Genomic DNA, 18,420 nt, shown 5'->3' with positions numbered 1-18,420 from the left:
CTTCCCCTATAGGAATGGACTAGCTCGCGCCCTTGGCAAACAAGGGCGTACCCTCTCTCTACTTCACGACAATTTTTCTTATTCCGTTACTCGGAAGAGGCTTTGTCGTACCTAAAACAATAGAAATGAAAGGTCGTTAATCATGAAAAAGCACATTTTGACTCTACTTCTCCCAACATTGATGGCATCAAACACAATGGCAGCGCAGCTGTATCAAGCGGAAGATGGGTCAGTTTTAAATATATACTCTCGTCTTGGTTTCAATGTCACCAGTAAAAATGACGAGCACGGCGATGCAAATGGCGAGTTTGATGGCCGTATTGGTTTAAACGGTTCACAAACCATCAACGAGTACGCGTCGATCATCGGCCAAGCGCAATACCAAGTGGGTGCCGCTGAATACGCAAACCAAGTAAACGACAAACCGTCTCTGACCGCACGTTATGTATGGGCGGGTATTGATGCGAAAGATTATGGTCGCATTACTGGTGGTCGCGTGGCATCTGGATTGATTATGTTTACCGACATTGGTGATGTGTTCGCCTCTTCCGATGTTTCTATGGCGCGCCAAGCGAATAAGGTCGACAAAACCGCGACGCAAGTTTTCCGTCAAGATGGCACGCTGCAATACCAAAACAGCCTAGGTAATGTCGATTTTTCTGTCGCGTACATTTTAGGAAACAACACTTCTGAGCTCGACTACGGTTACAACGCTGCACTGCGTTATACGCTAGACATGGGGAATTTGGGTACCTTGGCACCAGTGGTAGCGATGCAGAAAAATAAAGGTAATGCACGTGAAAGCAACGACACCGATTACACATTCTGGGGCGCAGGTACGCGTTACTACCTAGGTGATTTGATGTTGGGTGCGTTGTACTCGGAAGATGAACTAGAGGGCTATTACTCACAAACTAGTACCGACAAAGTGATGGAACTGACGGCGGTTTACAGTGTAAATGACAAATGGGCACTGCGTGCTGGTTATCGTTCTTTAGAAAACAGTGATGGTGACGAGCTAGAGCTGAAAGATACAACGCTAGAAGTGCAATACAAACTGACGCCTCGTTCTTCTATCTACACAAACTACGTTGATCGTAACGGTTCGCGTGGCTACAGCAATGGACAAGAGGTCTCGTTTAGCGGTGCGCACGCAGACGAAAGCTACTACCACTTAGGTCTGCGTTACGAGCTGTAAGCACGATACTTAATGTAAGTTAGCTGAATCCATGAGCTTCTTCTGTGTCCGGTCAGTAGTTATTGCCTTTAATGCTGATTTGAAGAAGCTCACCCTCGTAATATGTTTTCTTCGTTACCTGTTTTGACCAACACGCCTGCATCAGGAAAACTGGTGACAGTAACTAACAATTTTCCATCGACAAAGTGCAATGCCGCATAATCGTGAATACCATAACAAGTGATGCTCGGTTGAGAACGAGCAAAGGCTTGGAAAACCTCAAACTTCTCACCAACATGGGAAAAATGCGCCGCAGCCAAACCGTCAATTAATCCAAGACAACGCATAACTTGGTATGCTTCGGGATCACTGTCTGTCACCGCAAACTCAAACCAACAAATTGCACCAGCGCTCATGCCACAAATGATGATGCCTTGTTCATAACACTGCTTGAGTATTCTATCGATTCCCCATTCGCGCCAAATGGCCAACATCGAACGCGTATTACCGCCACCGACGTAAATGATGTCTTGTTCAAATAGCGTTTCTTTCCAACCAGCATCAAACTTAAACAGCGGAAAATGGGTTACGTTTTCACTAAGCTTCGCATTGTAAAAACGTTCAATAACTTCATCGGCGTCTCCCGTGGCTGTCGGTAGAAAACAAATGTTTGGATTCTCCTTACCAGACAAAGACAAAATGTATTGATCGAGCGGGCTCGGATTCTCTCCCATCATCCAGCCACCACCACCAATCGCAATACAGTGTTTTCGCATTCCTTTGCTTCCTCAATTGTTGCTAAGTTTGTTGTCGCTATTCGCCGACAGAATATATGTTCCTAAAGTGATCAATGAACGCTCGCGTTCTTCTTGGTAAGTGCTCACGTTTTGGGTAAAGCAGATAAAGCGGCAAAATCGCATCCGTTTGCCATTCTGGCAGCAAACTCACGAGTTGTTCTTTTTGTGCAGGGTCGAGTTTAGCCAGTGCAAATTCATCTAACATGGCTACACCACAGCCAGCCAAAGTAGCATCCAACATGGACTGGACAAGATTAAAACTCAGCGTACTTTCTAACTCAATGCTGCACTGCTGTTGAGTTTGCTTATGCGTAAACGTCCACTTGTCTAACACCAAGTCACGACTTTTATAAAGGATGTGCTCTAAGTCACCAAGATCCTCTGGCGTACTTACATTTGGTTTATCAGCTAAATACGAGCGATGAGTGATCGGTTTACAGTGTAAAGTGCGTAGCTGATGGCCGACGTATCCCTCTGGGGGATTATCGGTAAAGTAGAATGCGATATCAAACCCGGCCTCAATCAAGTCGAGAGGTGTCTCTGTGAAGATCACTTCGACGCTCACTTGTGGATGTTGCAATCGAAACTCGATCAATGTTTGGCTGAGTAACGCGGCTCCGAAAGAAGCGGACGCCGCTATTCTCAATTTTCCCGATACGATCTCGTTTGCCATGACTTGCTCATTGATCTGCTCAGCGCTTTCGAGCAGTTGCTTTACCTGCTGATAAAACCGCAAACCATCGTAGGTCAAATTAAACTGGCGCGTAGTTCGCTGAATAAGCTGCACCGACAATATGTCTTCAAGCTGTTTAAGTTGCCGACTTACATGCGCATTAGAACAATTCAGTCGCTTTGCTGCGCCAGCAATACTTCGCTCCTCGCACAAAGCGACGTAAAGTGGTACGTAGCTGAGCCATTTTATTTCCATACAGTAATTCTGAATCTCTAAAATCAAACTACTGGAAATAATAGAAAGCCACTAAACTCTGTACAACCTAAATTTGAAAGGATGAGTTATGAGTGTTTTCGACACGTGGTTAAAAGGTCAAGTCATTAAAGATCACATCACTAATCCCAGTATCATCGTTGGCGATTACAGCTATTACTCGGGCTTCTATCATCAAAAAAGCTTCGAAGAGCAAGCAGTACGCTACTTGTTGGGTGACCCCGTCACACTTCAAGAATGGCAAAGTAGAGAACCCGATAGCATCGACAAATTAATCATTGGCAAGTTTTGTTCCATCGCTTCTGGAGCCACCTTTATGATGGCAGGAAACCAAGGTCATCGCATTGACTGGATTTCGGCCTTCCCCTTCTCTCCTGAAGAATTTGGAGAAGGCGTACAAGACGGTTTCGAGCGTGCCGGAGACACGGTGGTGGGGAACGATGTTTGGATTGGCAGCGAGGCGATGATCATGCCCGGAGTAAACATCGGCGATGGAGCCGTCATCGGAGCACGCACCGTAGTGACGAAAGACGTGCAACCTTATTCGGTGGTGGTTGGAAACAACCAAGTCGTACGTCAACGATTCAGCGATAAAGAGATTGAAACTCTACTCAATATCCAATGGTGGAACTGGCCAATAGAACACATTAAACAAGCAATGAAAGTAATGTGTAGCAGCCAAGTCGGTGCGCTTGCGGACTACTATCAAGAGCACATTGTCGATTTGTAGATAAACAAAAGCCCACACATCTTGTTGCGACGTGTGGGCTCAGTGAGTAAGAAAGCTTAAACCGCAGCGACGTCCTCTTCTTCCAAGTTCGCCGAGACTTTAATTTCGTATTGATTGAAACGGAACGAACAACCGCCATGAGTACGCTTTGTCGTTACTTGCTCGTCGCCAAACTGCACCGTCACACGAGTGAAGACATGCTCTTTGGCTTCGACAATATTTTCTTCTAACGCGACTTCAAAGTCATGTTCCGTTTGTTCTAACTTTTGCTTTATTGCTTCAAGCTGCTCGTTGTTTTGTGTTTTCATCACATCAATCTGAGCTTGTTCTTCGTCGGTACGTTCGGCTTTAGGACGTTTCTTAAATTCGAGCTCTTTACGAATCACATCCATCGTGCCTTCTTGAGCACGTTTGTATCGATCTTTGAGCTCTGCTAATCGCTCCTTAAATGCAGAATATCGCGCGAACGCTTCTACCTTAGTGGCGGTGTCGCCTTCTACGCCCAATTGTAAACACACCACTTTGTCACCGACTTTTGCATCCCCGCCGCTGAGCGTACCGTTCCTACCGTTCGCATCCAGCACCGTCAGATTGCGCCCACAAACAATATCGTTATTCATGCTGTGCACCGCCAACTCAATATCTTCGCCGGCTTGCAAATCACAATATTGGGCGTAGCTGGCACGAATCGAACCTTTGGCTTTGACGTGACAACTCTTTGGCTGACCATCACTCACGGTGTGGCCAATGATCCCTTTACCGACTTGGATGTCGTCTTGTGCTTGTACGTCAGCCGATTCAATGAAGCCGCCTACAGTAATAGAGCCCGTCGCTTTAACAATCATTCCGGATTCAATGTTGCCACCGATAATCACATTCCCTTTGAATTTCACGTGACCTGTATTCACGCCAACGCTATTGAGACAGAGTGCGTTATCAACTTCAATGGTTTTGTCTTTAATTAGAGGCGTACCGGATACCGATGCAATCAATAGGTTTGGGTCGTGCTTGCTTATCTCGGTGCCCTTGCCTGGCTTCATTGGGCTGTCTTTTCCGGCTTGTGGAGGAATCACTCGCCCTTGAACAGTAAAACCAGGCGTGCCTTTGGTCGCAGGCGTTCGGCGCATCACCTCATCGCCTACGCCAACCGCGATAGTTTCACCGAGATTACGTAAATCAATTTTGTCGCTAGCAGATTGGCCGTCTTTGGGTTTGAGGATGCGTTTGGTGATGTCTTTAACAAGAGGAGTAAAAAGAGCGTCTTTGCCTTTGATAGGTTGCTTACCAACCGCTACAGGTTGAGAAAAAGTTTCGCCAGGTTTGAGCTGAGTGCTGACAACCAACACTTTCTTCAAAGCCAGTTTGTTGATGCCTTTCGAAACTCGCGCTTGAGCAAGAGCTTGAACAATCTCGGGGCCACGTAAACCTCGGCCTCCGTACGCGCCGACAACGTTCATACTGGCGAGCATGTCATTATTCGACAATTCGACCTCAACTTGTGCGTTGCGTTTTTCTGCAATGACGATGCCTTCGTAAGCTTCAGCTTTACGTTCTTTGGCGCAGTTAATGAACCTAACGACTTCCCCCTCTACAATAAACATCTTTTCAGCGTTCATTGCGACGAGCTGCTCGTTTAATTCATTTTGATTTAGCTCACCACCGAGATCCACTTCACCCGGAAGACGGGCTATCACCTTGATCTTATCTTCAGATAACTCAAGACACAGCTTCCACATACCCTTACCACTTTGCTTCCCATCAACACTTTCAGTCTAACCAAATCCGTTTTCTGAACAAACCTCGCATTTCTTATTATAGGGCTCACGTCACTAAAGAAAGTAATCCATCAATAACGGTTAAACAGGATATTAAGAGAAAACTCGATTTAGCCTAAGGCTCAATCAAAATACACGCTGAAACAAAAAGGAGCTGGATTTACAGTGTAAAATCAGCTCCCAATAATTTCATTTACAGTGTAAATTTCCCTTTATTGTTTACAGTGTAAATCGCTCCAAATGTGTCTTACTTCGTCCCTTAACTGCTGCTCAACTTGCCTTCTTCCAGGTAAACCAAATTGCTGAGCACATTCAGTCCAACTACGGTTAAGAAAAAGCTTACTAATCATCAAGTCGGAAGCGGAGTTCAAACCTAAATTAAGTAACCACTGTTGAAGCCACACAGACACAGACTCATAACTGTTACCACCATCAGCATAACATTCAATTAGTAATAACTTAGCGGGATGAAGTGGACTCATTCCCAAAGGTTGCGGCAATAGAGCTCGAAAAATAGGGGCTTCTAATTTTGGATAGACGTCAGCCACATTGTTAGACAACATTTCTTCAAATAGCGCCTGAGATTGGTCGACCCAAGCCGTCTGTTGGGAATCACAAGGTTTGACCATCAAGACTGAATAACAACCGCTAGCAGCATCGCGCATTGACCCTAAGCGAATTGTACGGAAGTTCGATTGTCGCCAGAAATAGAGCAACTCTTCCGTCGCACCAAAACTCGTGGATAAGTAGGCAATGTGTTTAGCAGCCATTTGCTCAAGTTGCTGCAGAATTTTTTGACCAATGCCTTTGCCTTGCAATGCTGGATGAACCGCAATTCTCATGACTCGCAGCGTCGATAGATTCGCGACATTCGGGAATCCTAGGTGGTTTGCAATCGTAATTGGGGCTAAGTGTCCTTTAGGACGACGCTTACCAAGCTGGATTTCTTCAATCAATTCATCGTCAAGGCCCCCCTCTTCGACCGCTAATATCACCCCCACAACCGCATTATCTTGCTTAGCAAAATAGAGCTGACTGTTGTCGTCTTGCAATAGGTGAATCAAATCATTCGGCGAGGTCTGATAATGAGCATTCACCAAAAGAGCGAAGCACTCACGCAGCAAACTAGGCTGCGATATCAAATTGTTCTTATCGGCTTTAGAAAGGGAAATTGAGTCGACCTGTTTAAGTTGATGGTGCGTTAACTCCGCATCCAACAAAAACGCGTCATAGAGCCATGATTCAAGCGCATCATTCATGCTCCAGCGGATGGGCTGTGTCATGTGCCATGTTTTCATTCCCGAACGCTGTTTCTGAAGCCAATCAACAAATTTAATCGTAAAGCCCCGGCCACAACCTTCATAACCATGAACAGTCGTAGAAAAAACGAGTCGATGATAATGTTCGGTAATGCTTTTGAGCATAGGAACTGGAATTGCAGCCGCTTCATCGACAAGTAACAAATCACATTCAGGTCTGCTCGATAGAAGTTCGTCAGGAGCAATGAATTGAATGGCTCCCTGGCCTGATTCTAATCTGTCCTTCTTAATACGCTGTGCGCTAGGGAGTAAACGTAAAGCATGTTGGTAAACAGGCTCAACGGCTTTTATAGATGGTGCCGTAATTAAGATTCTAAGCGGCTTCTGCTGTAATAAGTTCGCACACGCAATGCCGAGGGCACTTGTTTTTCCGCGCCCACGATCAGCGGTCAAAACTAACGGTCGCTTTCGATGTCCAGTTACCACCTTTTCAATTAGAGAAATGGCATGTTCTTGTTCCGTGTAGTGGCTTTCTTTTTCTGCTTGCTTGATGTCTGGAGCCGTTGGCAATGGTTTGTCTTGCTCAATAACAACGAGCTTCTCCCATTGTTTGTGCATCCATTGCTGAGCAAAATTCGTTGGTTGTCGCGGCTCAGTAATGACAATAAGAAAACCGCCGCCAACCAATGAGCCAAGCGCGGCGGTAAAACTATTTGCGTCAAAGCCATTTCGAGCATCAAACAATAGAACGTCACACTCTCTGCCTAGCAACATGTGCCCTTGTTTAGACGAAACACTGGATACGTTTTTCAAACCAAAATCACCAACAGAAAACCAACGTTGATGGCGCTGCGTTTTATGGAACTCTGACATCAACGCATTTTGCCAAGAAGCCTCGCCTTGAATGACAACACCAATCCTTTGGAAAGATTGGTGAGCTTGATGTTGAAGTGATGAAAGGAAATCAGATTGTGTCTGCATTTTGTCTATCCAACGTTGAACTGACGCAATGGTATCACATCTTTAATTTGACGCTTCTCAGATATAAAAAAACCGCCCGGAGGCGGTTGATTCAATCATCATTTGTTATTGCAGTTTGGTTTGTACAAACGCAAGAATCTCTTCCATTAAGCTGTCGTCAACTTTCTTCAAGTTCAACGCCAGGCTGCTACCTTTTCGGCTATAGCTTGCTCGACCTTTAACTAAGTCGACTTTTTCCGTCTTCTTACCAGGTTTTGCTGGTGCAAGTTCAGTAATCCAATTTTCGATGCTTTCCGTGACTTCTTTTGTCAGACGAGCAACGCCTTGAGCAGTGCTTCGCTGCCATAAAAACCCTTCGCTAGAGCGACATTTATCTAACAGCTCTTGCTGCTGCTCTGGCGTTAGCGTTGAAAACTGTTTGTGCAGTTTCACGATTGTTGGGCGACCGAGATCGCCAACATTCGGATACGCTTGAAGCAGTTCTAACGGTAATGCTGCGGCTTTTAAAGCGCCACTTACCAACGCTTCACTGCACTGGAACATTTTTGCCAATGCTTTCTGATCCTCAGCTTCACCACTATCAAGCTTAGCCTGCATCTCTTTCCCTTTTTCATATAAAGAGAGCGGCTTGTGAGCATTTGCCACATCAGACAAAAACTTAGCATGGTCAGTATTAATGTTGTCAGCAACATAAACCAAAAAGTCTTGTTCAGCGAGGATACAAGACATGCGACGACGGCTACCATCTAAAACTTCAATCTTGCCATCTTCAGTTCTACGACCCACTGCTGGATATTGTTGGCCACGCTCTTTGAGTGTGACTAAAACATCAGATAAAGCATGTTCGTTTAAGAACGATTGCTCACGAGCGTTATCAACAAATACTGTTGTTTCTGTCGCAACTTTATTTGCAGGAATACGCACAAGTTCAAACTGAACAATATTTTCACCTGCAACTGCTAGTTCAATCGTTTGAGCTTTCTCTTTTGCCGCAGTTTGCGCCTCTTGCGGAGTCACAACACGACGCTTATTCGTTTTGCCAAATAATTTCGCGTTTAATTCAGACGTTTTCAAAGCCATTTACTTATTACCCCTGATTCAATGACGGCCAATTAGAGTGCAGCACACGCTCTAATTCCAGTGCGCTTTTATGAACAGCGTCTTGCGCGGTAGCTAGTGTCTTCTTACCGCCTTCAAAATCGCTTACTGTCAGATCAAATACTGTGCTGTAGGTATCGGCACAGGTTTCAAACGCACGGCTACGAGGAATAGTAGCCATCATAACTTGGTCACCTAGAAGATAGTTCATTTCAGTTAAAACAGAAACTTGCTTCTTATTGTCGTCCTCAAACATGGTTGGCATCAAGCGAACAAACTCAAGACCATTCCAGTCCTCCGGGAACATTTCATATACCGTAGGCAAATGCTGGAAGAAGTTTACTGTTGAAGCCCAGTCCAGACGCTTAGCCGCACAAGGAATTAGCAAGGCATTTGATGCATACATCGCATTCCATACTAATGGGTCAACGTGTGGACCGGTATCAATCATAATGATATCGAAGTCATCAGCAATTTTATCAATCAGTTGCTCTTTCAGCAGACGGACGATATCGAGTGATGGGTCTTCAGATAGCGTTTGCCATGCTTCCGCATTAAACATCGCGTCTTCTGGAAACGCTGAAATCGACTTTAAGTTCGGATATTGCGTTGGCAGCAATACGTTTTTACGTAAAAATTCACTGTCAATTTCCACACCATCAGGCACGTTACCCAACATAATGTCTACCGCAGAATAGATATTATCATGCTCTGCCATGCTGATTTGCGGGTTGAGGAATAAACGTAGCGAGCCTTGTGGGTCTAAGTCGATTAAACAAATACGGTATCGTTTATCCAAATTTAGCGCTAAACATGCCGCTAAATGAACCGCGGTCATTGATTTACCTGTACCGCCCTTTTGGTTCTGCACATTAATAATCCAAGGTTTGTTACCTGAATTCTTTTTACGCTCATGAAATTTAGGCACTTCAGCCGCATCCATGAGCATGTGTGCTTCTTCTAACGTAATTGAATAATGATTCGCGTTGTTTTTAGTAAATTGATGCCCAGCGGCTTCCATTTTACCAATCGCGTCGTCGAGCTTACGGCGAGTTAGACCAGAACGGGTTTCCATCATCGCTTTCGACATTGGTGGGAAGTAGTTATCGCTTCGCTCTTCTAAAACAATTTCAATACGGTCAGCTTGAACCTGCTGAGTCAGCTCCGCTAACTCAAGAAGGTTTTCAATCGTTTTTTCTCTTTTCATGCCAAATTCCGTTGGAAGGATTTATAATTGCAATTGTACAGCAGTAAAGACCAAAAACAACAAAAAGGTGCACGAACATTTTGAATTACCATCACATAAAAAAACACCCAAATCGACGCTTTTATGATTTATGGTCAAAAAGATAACTATTTTTAATCAAATAATCTTCTCATAAGTGGACACCTAAACTTAAAAATAAAAAGTGTTACAGCGTCACTCATTTACAATGTAAATCAATTTTCTACCGGAACGATTATAATCTTAAGCTAAATTACGGATTATGTTAGACCAACCTAATTTAAACGAAAAATAGTAAGTAATATCGGAACAATAAAGACCTGAACACCTTGATCATGTCTCCGAGCAAAATAGGGCAGTTCCAGCGAAACATCTATGGAAGTATGATCAAGGTATGCTTATGATCATGCTTCCGTGTTAATAAGCAAATCCGAAAGCATGATCATGGAAAAATAGAGCAGAGTACGGTGTAAACACGCAAATAAAATAAGATCCATTAATCGGAAATATGATCAAGCCTTAGAATCTCTCGGAAGCATGAGTTTTCTTCTCTGATTTACGGTTGAGTGCAGACAGAATGGGGGATTGAGCAGAAATTGACGTTATAGAAGCCGGAACAATGAAATTGCTCAAGTTGCTATGATAAATCACGCTCTCATGATCATGCTTCCTGTAAATAAGCAGAGACTAGGATTTACTTCTAAATATGAGCGACTTGAATGTATTTTAATCAGATGAGTGATATCTCATCAATATGGGCGCCAGAACGATAGATATATTGGCTCTTGATCATCGATCCGAGTATAAATAACATCACCAATGCACAATATAATCATCGTGAAGATCATTATTAAATACTGCATCTGTGGATAACCTGTAAAAACATCATGATCATCGTTTCAAGACTCTTTTGATCATCTTTTCATAACCTTAATGATCATGCTTACGAATAAATATGATCATGCTTTCAGGTTATTGTTGATCATACTTTCAGATTTCTTATGATCATAGTTCCGAAACACATGGAAATAATAGTCTTATAGAACAAAAGCTTAGCGAGAAATTTCAAGCCAGATCATTAGATCATATAATCAATTAAGATCAGATTAATCAAAAAGATCAGTTATTTAAAAAACAATCTTTTTTCTTTATTTATGATCTGTTTTTCTTTATTCTTCGGAACCATAGCACAACTACGGCTAGTGTGATCTGGATCTAAAATGACGGCTGATGAAAAAATTCTGATTAAAGCACCGAGAAGCCACAAAGATGGCCATCTTTTTGAGGTACATGAATCCTCTGCGGATTGGGTAGAGCAGTACCAACATTTCAAAGGGGTGACCAAAAGCATCTTAGAGTTGCTTAATCTGATCTCATTACGAGGCTTCAGCAGCAAGGATGGTTTGGTTTCAACCACAGAGATTGTTGAAGCAACAGATGGGCAACTTACACGTGCAGCTCTGCAACAACGTTTGCGCGCAGCAGTAAATATTGGTTTATTTACTCAAACACCAGTGCGTTTTGAAGAGGGACTTGCTGGTAAAACGATGCTACATAAATTTGTGAATCCAAATCAGCTTATATCTGTATTGGGAGCAACAAGTCTTGTTACCGACAAAGTTCGCCAGAACGAGAAACAAAAACGTTCGAAAGCATTGGCTCAGACTCAAGTAAACAAACGTTTGTTGAATGAGCACGGGTTAAACACACCTCCCACGATGAAAGATGAAGCCGATCAATTTGTTGTATCTCCAACAAATTGGGCTGGGATCATTGACCAAGCACTTGCGCCACCAAGAACTCGAAAAAGTTATCAGAAATCCATGGTGTCGATCTCTGGCACAAAAGCCGTTATCGAGACGCGATCATCCAAAAATATCATGACTGTGGATGATCTCATGACCCTGTTCGCTCTCTTCACGTTAACGGTTCAATATCATGATCATCACAAAGATCAGTATCAGCTTGATGCGGCTCACGTACCAAACAAAACGCCGCTATACATCACTGATATTTTGTCGCTCAGAGGCAAAAAAGACAGTGGCCCAGCTCGTGATTCCATTCGCGATAGCATTGATCGCATTGAATTCACTGATTTTCAGCTCCATGAACTTACTGGACGTTGGCTAAGTGAAAACATGCCAGAGGGCTTCAAAAGTGATCGTTTTCGTTTTCTTGCTCGAACCATCACGGCCTCTGAAGAGGCACCTGTGGAGGGAAGCGATGGTGAAATTCGTATCAAGCCAAACTTATATATTTTAGTTTGGGAACCTTCGTTTTATGAAGAGCTGTTAACACGCGATTATTTCTTCTTGTTTCCGCCAGAGATCTTGAAACAACATACTTTGGTGTTTCAACTGTACTCTTTCTTCCGTAGTCGCATGGTTCGTCGTCACACGGATTGCATGCTACTGAGTGAGTTAAACCAGAAACTTGCACGTAACATTGAATGGCGACGTTTCTCCATGGATCTGATCCGAGAACTAAAGCGTTTGTCTGATGGAAAAGGGAATGATGATCTATTCGTCGTTAATTTGTGGGGTTATCACCTGACGATCGAAACCATGATCGAAAATGACAAAGTGATGGACTACCAGATCGACATCAAATGTGATGTCGAAGAGGTCTTACGTTACTCGCGAGCGCGAACGACCAACGCAGGAAAGCGTAACATGGCGCCTACGCTGCCAAATCCACTTCGTAATGAGATGGTAACCCGACAACAGCTTGAGGAGCTCTCAGGCATCATAGACGGCGAATTTGAGCCCATTCAACGCAAAGCACCGTCTCCAAGAGGAAATTTAGGGCGACGCGTGAAGCAAAGAAAACATTTGGTAGAGATCAATGCTGATGAGATCACCATTACTCTATCTAAATATACCTCACCAGAGGCTCTAGAACGCAGTATAACGGCTTTGTCTGCGATGACAGGGCACTCCTATGCCTCAATCAAAGAAGAGTGCTCAGATTACATAGAGAAGCTCGATTGGCTAAGGGTAGGGGATGAGCCGATTCCTTATGAGACATTAAGTAAAACCGTCGAGCTGTTTAACACCCAGAACGATGTTAAGCATCTTACCATCGAGCGCTTGATTGCGGGGTTAGCGGTGCGTCGGAAAGTTTGTCGTCAAATCTTCGATGGTCACATGGATGAAATTGTATTTCGTGCCTTGGATGAAATGGCGATTTAAAAGTGTCGCTTGATGTGTATCAAGCTATAGGTGTGATGTATCGGTTTGAAATGTAACAATGTCTTTCGATGATAAAAAACAGACTTAACTCTTACAAACCACTGACATTAGAAGCCAAGCCTAATACTACTATTTATCCCGAATAGACAACCTTTTGTCCTTTCTGATGATTAATAGATTGGCTCATATTGTTACATTCATTCTGAATAGACTTCGCGAGTTTCTCCTCAGGAAACTCGCTTTTTTTTGCCTAAAATTCCGCTAATTAAGCCTTGATCATTTTTCCGGACTAATGAGGTAAACCTTGATCATGCTTCTTGGATTCATTCCAGTGTAATGAACGCATCAACGCAACATGTGATTCGATTAAGCTATGGGCTTGTTCCTGCCACTTGTTTTGATCACACTGCTGATTACAAAACTCTAACGCCACAACGGTGAGATGCTGAAGTCGTCTCAAACACCAATCTTTGATCAGAATATCAGTCGAGACTTGGCATGCTGCTTGTTCAAGCTTTGCACTCGTATAAAGCAAGGTTTGATATGCTTTCTGAGGGTCTTGGTACCTTGCATGTTGAAACACGCGTAAACATCCATCCAACCAGCAAGCAATCGCTTTACTTTGAAGATCACTCAATTCGGGTCCAAACACGTCATCAGGCACCTGATATAAGATCGTTTCCAATTTTTCTACTTGATCATGTTTCCGCTGTTCGTACCACATGGCGATTTGATCTTGCCAAGTACTCAAATCCATTACGCTGCCTCAGTCCATTGTTTTACATAGTGATTTGGCCCTATTTGATCAAATTCGTCGACAATTATGCTGCTACGTTGACGAATTTCATCGGCATCTATCGAATAGTTTGGCTCATTTTTCACTAAGTTACCAAAAGGTAAGTCAGGATCAGGAACGGCAGAAATCAACAGCTTAGTATAAGGATGCTGCGGATTCTTAAGTATTGAATGAGTGTCGCCCCATTCAACGATTTGCCCTTTGTACATTACTGCGGTTTCTTCCGCGATGTAGTGCGCAGTCGCCAGATCATGAGTGATGTATAAAAAACCAATTCCCAGCTCTTGCTTCATTCGTTGCATTAAATTCAACACTCCCAAGCGAATAGAAACATCCAGCATAGACGTAGGCTCATCTGCAAGAATGATTTGCGAACCTACCGCTAAAGCCCTTGCTAAGTTTACTCGCTGACGTTGCCCACCACTGAGTTCGTGAGGGAACTTATTCAATGTCTCTTCAGGTAGTTCCACCAGCTTTAGGAGCTCTTCCAAGCGGGCTGGGATGTCGCGCGCGTTTTTGACTTGTTTATGAATTTTTAAAGGACGTGTTAGGTGATGGCGAATGGTATGAGTTGGATTGAGAGAGCCAAACGGATCTTGAAACACCATTTGTACTTTACTGCGATATTCTTGTAGAGCCGATCGTGACGTGATCTCATTTATGTCAGTGCCATTGAAAAGGATCTCGCCTTGCGTTGCTGGATAGACTTTGGTTATTAAACGAGCGCAAGTACTCTTACCGCAGCCTGACTCTCCAACCAAAGCCAAGGTTTTTCCTGCGTACAGATCAAAAGTCACTCCTTGAAGCGCACGAAAGGTTTCCTCTTTCGCTAAACCACCGCCCACTTTGAATTCTTTAATCACATTTTTCATTTGGATGATAGGCTGGCTCATGGTTACGCTCCTTGTAACTCTGGTTGTTTGTGGACGTCATGGATGTTTGGGAAAGAAGCCCATAGCTTTTGCGTGTAGGGGTGTTGAGGATGATTGCGTATATCGTATGCTCGATTGACTTCGACGATTTCTCCGTGACGCATGATTGCAATTCGATCACATAGTTGGCTCATGAGTGCCAGGTCATGAGTGATAAAGAGGACTGAAAAACCGAACTCATCTCTAAGCTGATAAATTTGCTGTAAAATTTCTCGCTGTACCACTACATCTAATGCTGTTGTGGGCTCATCCATAATGATCAGTTTTGGATTTAGAGACAAAGCAATGGCTATCACCAACCGCTGACGCATTCCTCCTGAAAATTGATGAGGATATTCTGCTAAGCGTTCTCGAGGAATATTGACCAAGTCCAACAACTTTTCTGCTCTATCTTTTGCTTGAGCGTTAGTGAGGCCTTGATGGTGTCGTAACACATCTGCAAATTGCTCTTGTATCGTTAAGACAGGGTTGAGTGAGTTCATCGCGCTCTGGAACACCATGGCGATTTCACTCCACCTTAGAGCGGTCAGCTCAGAGTCTGAGATACTAAGGATATCCTTGCCATCAAACCATATTTTACCGCCAGAAATGTACGCTGGCGGCTTATGAAGACGATTTATTGAGAATGCGATTGTGCTTTTACCACATCCAGATTCACCGGCAAGACCAAATACTTCGCCTTTGCCGATATCAAAGCTGATGGACTTTACCGCATTAAAATCACCATTATCAGTGATGTAATCGACGCACAAATCTCGGATCTGGATGACCGGGTCATTGTGGTATGCATGACTTAAGTTAATACCATCCATATAAACACCTAACTAATCTAAAAGATAATTATTATCATTATCAGGTGTGGCGGTTTTTAGAAAGTATCAAACCATGAATCAGTGAAGTGACTCGAAAGTTAGGTGAAACAGGAAGTGGTGTAATGCGTCGTTGATAAAACTAAAGAAGAGCAGAATTGAGAGCTAGATCAGCACACTTTTCGTAGGGGGAATTACTCAAATTTAATCGTAAATTTGTCCCTTGGCAAAACTTAAATGATGAATCTATTAAGGAGTTAACGAAAGGGCGGGAGGGGTCACATTTCCCTACAGTTTTTCTTACCACCTTGTTCCGGTTTTGCTATAGATTACGCATCGAAAACATGGTGTGTTCGGAGGAAATATGTCCATTAATTCTATCGACCATGACGAGATGACCAACATCGCTCACAAATGGGAATTACCTGATGAGGAAACCGTTGTGAAGCCAGAGAAAACAGTGAAATCAGCAGAAGCCAGAAGACGCATTGAAGCGTTACGTGAGATCCGTGAAAGTGGGTTGACCATTGAAGAAGCAAGGGAGCTTGGCTTGATACACTGATCGCCTCAGGTTGGTTTAGCAACCCATAGGGTAGTCGACGGACTGCCCTTTTTATTTTTTCACTCTATTACTCTCTTATTCAAACTCTCCATTTATCTGTCTTGCGCCTCAAAAGCACGAGTTTCACACTCATGTCCCGTCCCGAAGAAGTTTGACAATCTGACCTTGTGTTACTAGATATATCAGTAGCGATATGCTTTTTGTTGATTATCGCAACCACAAAGCAAGGAGCGCAAGTATGGTTGATCAAATCCTTTTTTATGAGCCCGATGAGCCCCACGGTTTTCTCTCAAATTTTTGCCATGCCCCAGTCAATATCTCCTCCCAAACTTGGCCCACCAGCGAACATTATTACCAAGCCCAAAAGTTTCTCGATGCTCAGTTGCAAAGTAAAATTCAGCACGCAAGCACCCCTGACGAAGCGTTTGCTTTAAGCCGCAAATACGAACACTTTGTCAGAAGCGATTGGGACGATATAAAGTTGGCTGTTATGGCTTTCATCGTTAGGGAAAAGTTTCTACAAAATCCACCATTAGCGCAGCAATTAATGAGAACGGGTAACGCTTGCCTAACAGAGCATTCTCATAAAGATGCCTTTTGGGGAGACGGGGGAGATGGTAAAGGAGAAAATCATCTAGGAGAGATTCTGATGAATGTGCGGGCAGAGCTGAGACATGTTGAGCCTTACAATCTCGTGAAGTTTATCGATAAAGCCAAATTGCCCACCCAGTGGGGCACATTTATGATGTACGGCTTTATTGAAGCCGCGACAAATAAAGAGCATCTTGCTCTGGTCTATGGTGAGCCAACAAAAAGTGCAGCTCCACTTATTCGGTTGCATTCGGAGTGTCTTACCGGAGATGCTCTATTTAGCACGCGTTGTGACTGTGGTTTTCAGCTTAATAGAGCGCTACAAAACATCGTCAAAGAGGGATGTGGCGTGCTGCTTTATTTACGTCAAGAAGGGCGTGGAATCGGCTTGATTAATAAAATTCGTGCCTATCACTTACAAGATGATGGCGCAGATACCGTGGAAGCAAATGAGCGTTTAGGTTTTGCCGCTGATATGCGTGATTACGCGTTCTGTAAAGGAATGCTAGAGCATTTGGGGATTGACGCTGTGCGTCTAATGACGAATAACCCACGCAAGCTCGCCGCCTTAAAAGCGGTTGATATTAACGTCATTGAACGAGTGCCATTACAAGAAGGGAATAACCCAAGTAATCAACATTACCTGCAAACCAAGGCGAGTAAATTGGGGCACATGTTTGATCCTAAGTTTGTTAACCACACTAAGTAAGTGCTACAGATTTTACAGAAACAAAAACGCCAACGTATCATCGTTGGCGTTTTTGTTAATGAGTTGATTCATTGATACTTTTGAATGATTTCATCAATTTCCCCTGAGGCTTTTAATTCAACGAGTCGTGTATTGATGTAATTTTGAGTTTCTGGTTGCATTTGAGGTGAAAAAGCCAGGTAGATTGAGTAGTCAGGAATAACCGAGCTGAAAGGCTGTATCTGAAAATTCTCTAACGGCAAATTGAGTCGCTTTAAGTTGTAAAGGACTCGGGATTCCATCTCGACAAAAGCTGTATCTCCAGGGGTTCGGCTTATCACTCGGTATGCGGCGTTGTAGTCTTTCACGCGCATTTCATTGACACTGCCATTTTCAAAGAACGGTGTTAAATTTGGATAATCAAACCCCAGCAGTAATACAATAGAACGACCATGCATGGTATCCATATTTTTGAATTCTAAAGGCTTCTCGCTACTCGACACCAGTACATGTTTTACAGTGTAAATGGGCTCCTCAGATAAATTTTCCGATTGCACCTTGCCCCAGTTCGGGCTGCCATAAGTTAACCAGTTTGGCTCAGCGCCTTCTTCCAATATGGAAATCATACGTTTAAATGGATAAGTATGATAATTCACTTGGTAATCCGACTCCGCGAAGATAGCGCTGACGATATCGGTCACAATTCCGGAGTGCATTTGTCCCTGTTGTTCAATTTGAAATGGTCGAGCTTGTTCAGCAATGACGTAATAGTTCACTTGATTTGCGGTCACATGAGAACTTACAACAATTAAGCTAAAAGCCAATCTAAGTAGAAGTCTTTTCATCGTATCCTCGATTATTAT

Annotated in this window: 15 protein-coding genes; 5 read left to right on the top strand and 10 right to left on the bottom strand. The window is 43.5% G+C overall.

Going from position 1 to position 18,420, the window contains the following annotated elements:
• Positions 1–142 precede the first annotated feature (142 nt).
• Positions 143–1,198, top strand: a complete 1,056-nt coding sequence (locus tag R7P69_RS00580) for a porin (protein ID WP_238952379.1) — start codon at positions 143–145, stop codon at positions 1,196–1,198.
• An 89-nt stretch (positions 1,199–1,287) separates the two neighbouring features.
• Here the strand turns inward: R7P69_RS00580 and R7P69_RS00575 are convergent, their stop codons facing one another.
• Together R7P69_RS00575 and R7P69_RS00570 are read right to left on the bottom strand one after the other, a co-directional pair.
• Positions 1,288–1,953, bottom strand: coding sequence for a peptidase E (locus R7P69_RS00575; protein WP_069536995.1), 666 nt, complete (start codon positions 1,951–1,953; stop codon positions 1,288–1,290).
• Positions 1,954–1,990: 37 nt separating this feature from the next.
• On the bottom strand, positions 1,991–2,902 hold the full coding sequence (locus R7P69_RS00570) for a LysR family transcriptional regulator (protein WP_171345556.1): 912 nt from the start codon (positions 2,900–2,902) through the stop codon (positions 1,991–1,993).
• An 88-nt stretch (positions 2,903–2,990) separates the two neighbouring features.
• Between R7P69_RS00570 and catC the strand changes: the two genes are divergently transcribed.
• The gene (catC, locus tag R7P69_RS00565) at positions 2,991–3,650 is read left to right on the top strand and encodes a type C chloramphenicol O-acetyltransferase (protein ID WP_171345557.1); all 660 of its coding nucleotides are present in this window, start codon (positions 2,991–2,993) and stop codon (positions 3,648–3,650) included.
• A 56-nt stretch (positions 3,651–3,706) separates the two neighbouring features.
• On the opposite strand, the gene R7P69_RS00560 is transcribed toward catC, so the two are convergent.
• The 4 genes from R7P69_RS00560 to R7P69_RS00545 form a co-directional block, all read right to left on the bottom strand.
• Positions 3,707–5,386 carry a DUF342 domain-containing protein gene (locus R7P69_RS00560; RefSeq protein ID WP_042522292.1) on the bottom strand — a complete coding sequence of 560 codons (1,680 nt, stop codon included), beginning with the start codon at positions 5,384–5,386 and terminating at the stop codon, positions 3,707–3,709.
• Between the two features lie 251 nt (positions 5,387–5,637).
• A complete protein-coding gene (locus R7P69_RS00555; RefSeq protein WP_042522295.1) occupies positions 5,638–7,665 on the bottom strand; it encodes a tRNA(Met) cytidine acetyltransferase TmcA in 2,028 nt (675 codons plus the stop codon).
• A gap of 105 nt (positions 7,666–7,770) precedes the next feature.
• On the bottom strand, positions 7,771–8,745 hold the full coding sequence (locus tag R7P69_RS00550) for a ParB/RepB/Spo0J family partition protein (RefSeq protein WP_005374504.1): 975 nt from the start codon (positions 8,743–8,745) through the stop codon (positions 7,771–7,773).
• A 7-nt stretch (positions 8,746–8,752) separates the two neighbouring features.
• The gene (locus tag R7P69_RS00545; RefSeq protein WP_005374503.1) at positions 8,753–9,970 is read right to left on the bottom strand and encodes an AAA family ATPase; all 1,218 of its coding nucleotides are present in this window, start codon (positions 9,968–9,970) and stop codon (positions 8,753–8,755) included.
• Between the two features lie 1,238 nt (positions 9,971–11,208).
• Between R7P69_RS00545 and R7P69_RS00540 the strand changes: the two genes are divergently transcribed.
• Complete coding sequence (locus tag R7P69_RS00540) at positions 11,209–13,179, top strand: replication initiator protein RctB domain-containing protein (RefSeq protein WP_238952378.1); 1,971 nt, start codon at positions 11,209–11,211, stop codon at positions 13,177–13,179.
• Between the two features lie 289 nt (positions 13,180–13,468).
• Here the strand turns inward: R7P69_RS00540 and R7P69_RS00535 are convergent, their stop codons facing one another.
• Genes R7P69_RS00535 through R7P69_RS00525 form a run of 3 tightly spaced genes read right to left on the bottom strand, consistent with a single transcriptional unit; the run spans position 13,469 to position 15,719 of the window.
• On the bottom strand, positions 13,469–13,936 hold the full coding sequence (locus tag R7P69_RS00535; RefSeq protein WP_065275567.1) for a transcriptional regulator: 468 nt from the start codon (positions 13,934–13,936) through the stop codon (positions 13,469–13,471).
• Complete coding sequence (locus R7P69_RS00530; RefSeq protein ID WP_104980285.1) at positions 13,936–14,868, bottom strand: ATP-binding cassette domain-containing protein; 933 nt, start codon at positions 14,866–14,868, stop codon at positions 13,936–13,938. The genes R7P69_RS00535 and R7P69_RS00530 overlap by 1 nt, the downstream gene beginning before the upstream one ends.
• Positions 14,869–14,870: 2 nt before the next feature.
• Positions 14,871–15,719 (bottom strand): ABC transporter ATP-binding protein, encoded by an 849-nt coding sequence (locus tag R7P69_RS00525; RefSeq protein WP_054576517.1) that lies wholly within the window; start codon positions 15,717–15,719, stop codon positions 14,871–14,873.
• Positions 15,720–16,080: 361 nt separating this feature from the next.
• On the opposite strand from R7P69_RS00525, the gene R7P69_RS00520 reads away from it, so the two are divergent.
• Both R7P69_RS00520 and ribA read left to right on the top strand, forming a co-directional pair.
• Positions 16,081–16,278 (top strand): PA3496 family putative envelope integrity protein, encoded by a 198-nt coding sequence (locus tag R7P69_RS00520; protein ID WP_005374493.1) that lies wholly within the window; start codon positions 16,081–16,083, stop codon positions 16,276–16,278.
• 238 nt (positions 16,279–16,516) lie between these two features.
• Complete coding sequence (gene ribA, locus R7P69_RS00515; protein ID WP_017635221.1) at positions 16,517–17,578, top strand: GTP cyclohydrolase II; 1,062 nt, start codon at positions 16,517–16,519, stop codon at positions 17,576–17,578.
• Positions 17,579–17,646: 68 nt separating this feature from the next.
• Here ribA and R7P69_RS00510 read toward each other — a convergent pair whose 3' ends face one another.
• Complete coding sequence (locus tag R7P69_RS00510; RefSeq protein ID WP_005374490.1) at positions 17,647–18,402, bottom strand: substrate-binding periplasmic protein; 756 nt, start codon at positions 18,400–18,402, stop codon at positions 17,647–17,649.
• Between the last annotated feature and the right edge of the window lie 18 nt (positions 18,403–18,420).

Origin of the sequence: Vibrio sp. 661, from assembly GCF_033339315.1 — a bacterium.
Lineage (GTDB): Bacteria > Pseudomonadota > Gammaproteobacteria > Enterobacterales > Vibrionaceae > Vibrio > Vibrio alginolyticus.
The sequence above is the reverse complement of the archived record's forward strand: the minus strand, read 5'-3'. Positions and strand labels throughout refer to the sequence as shown.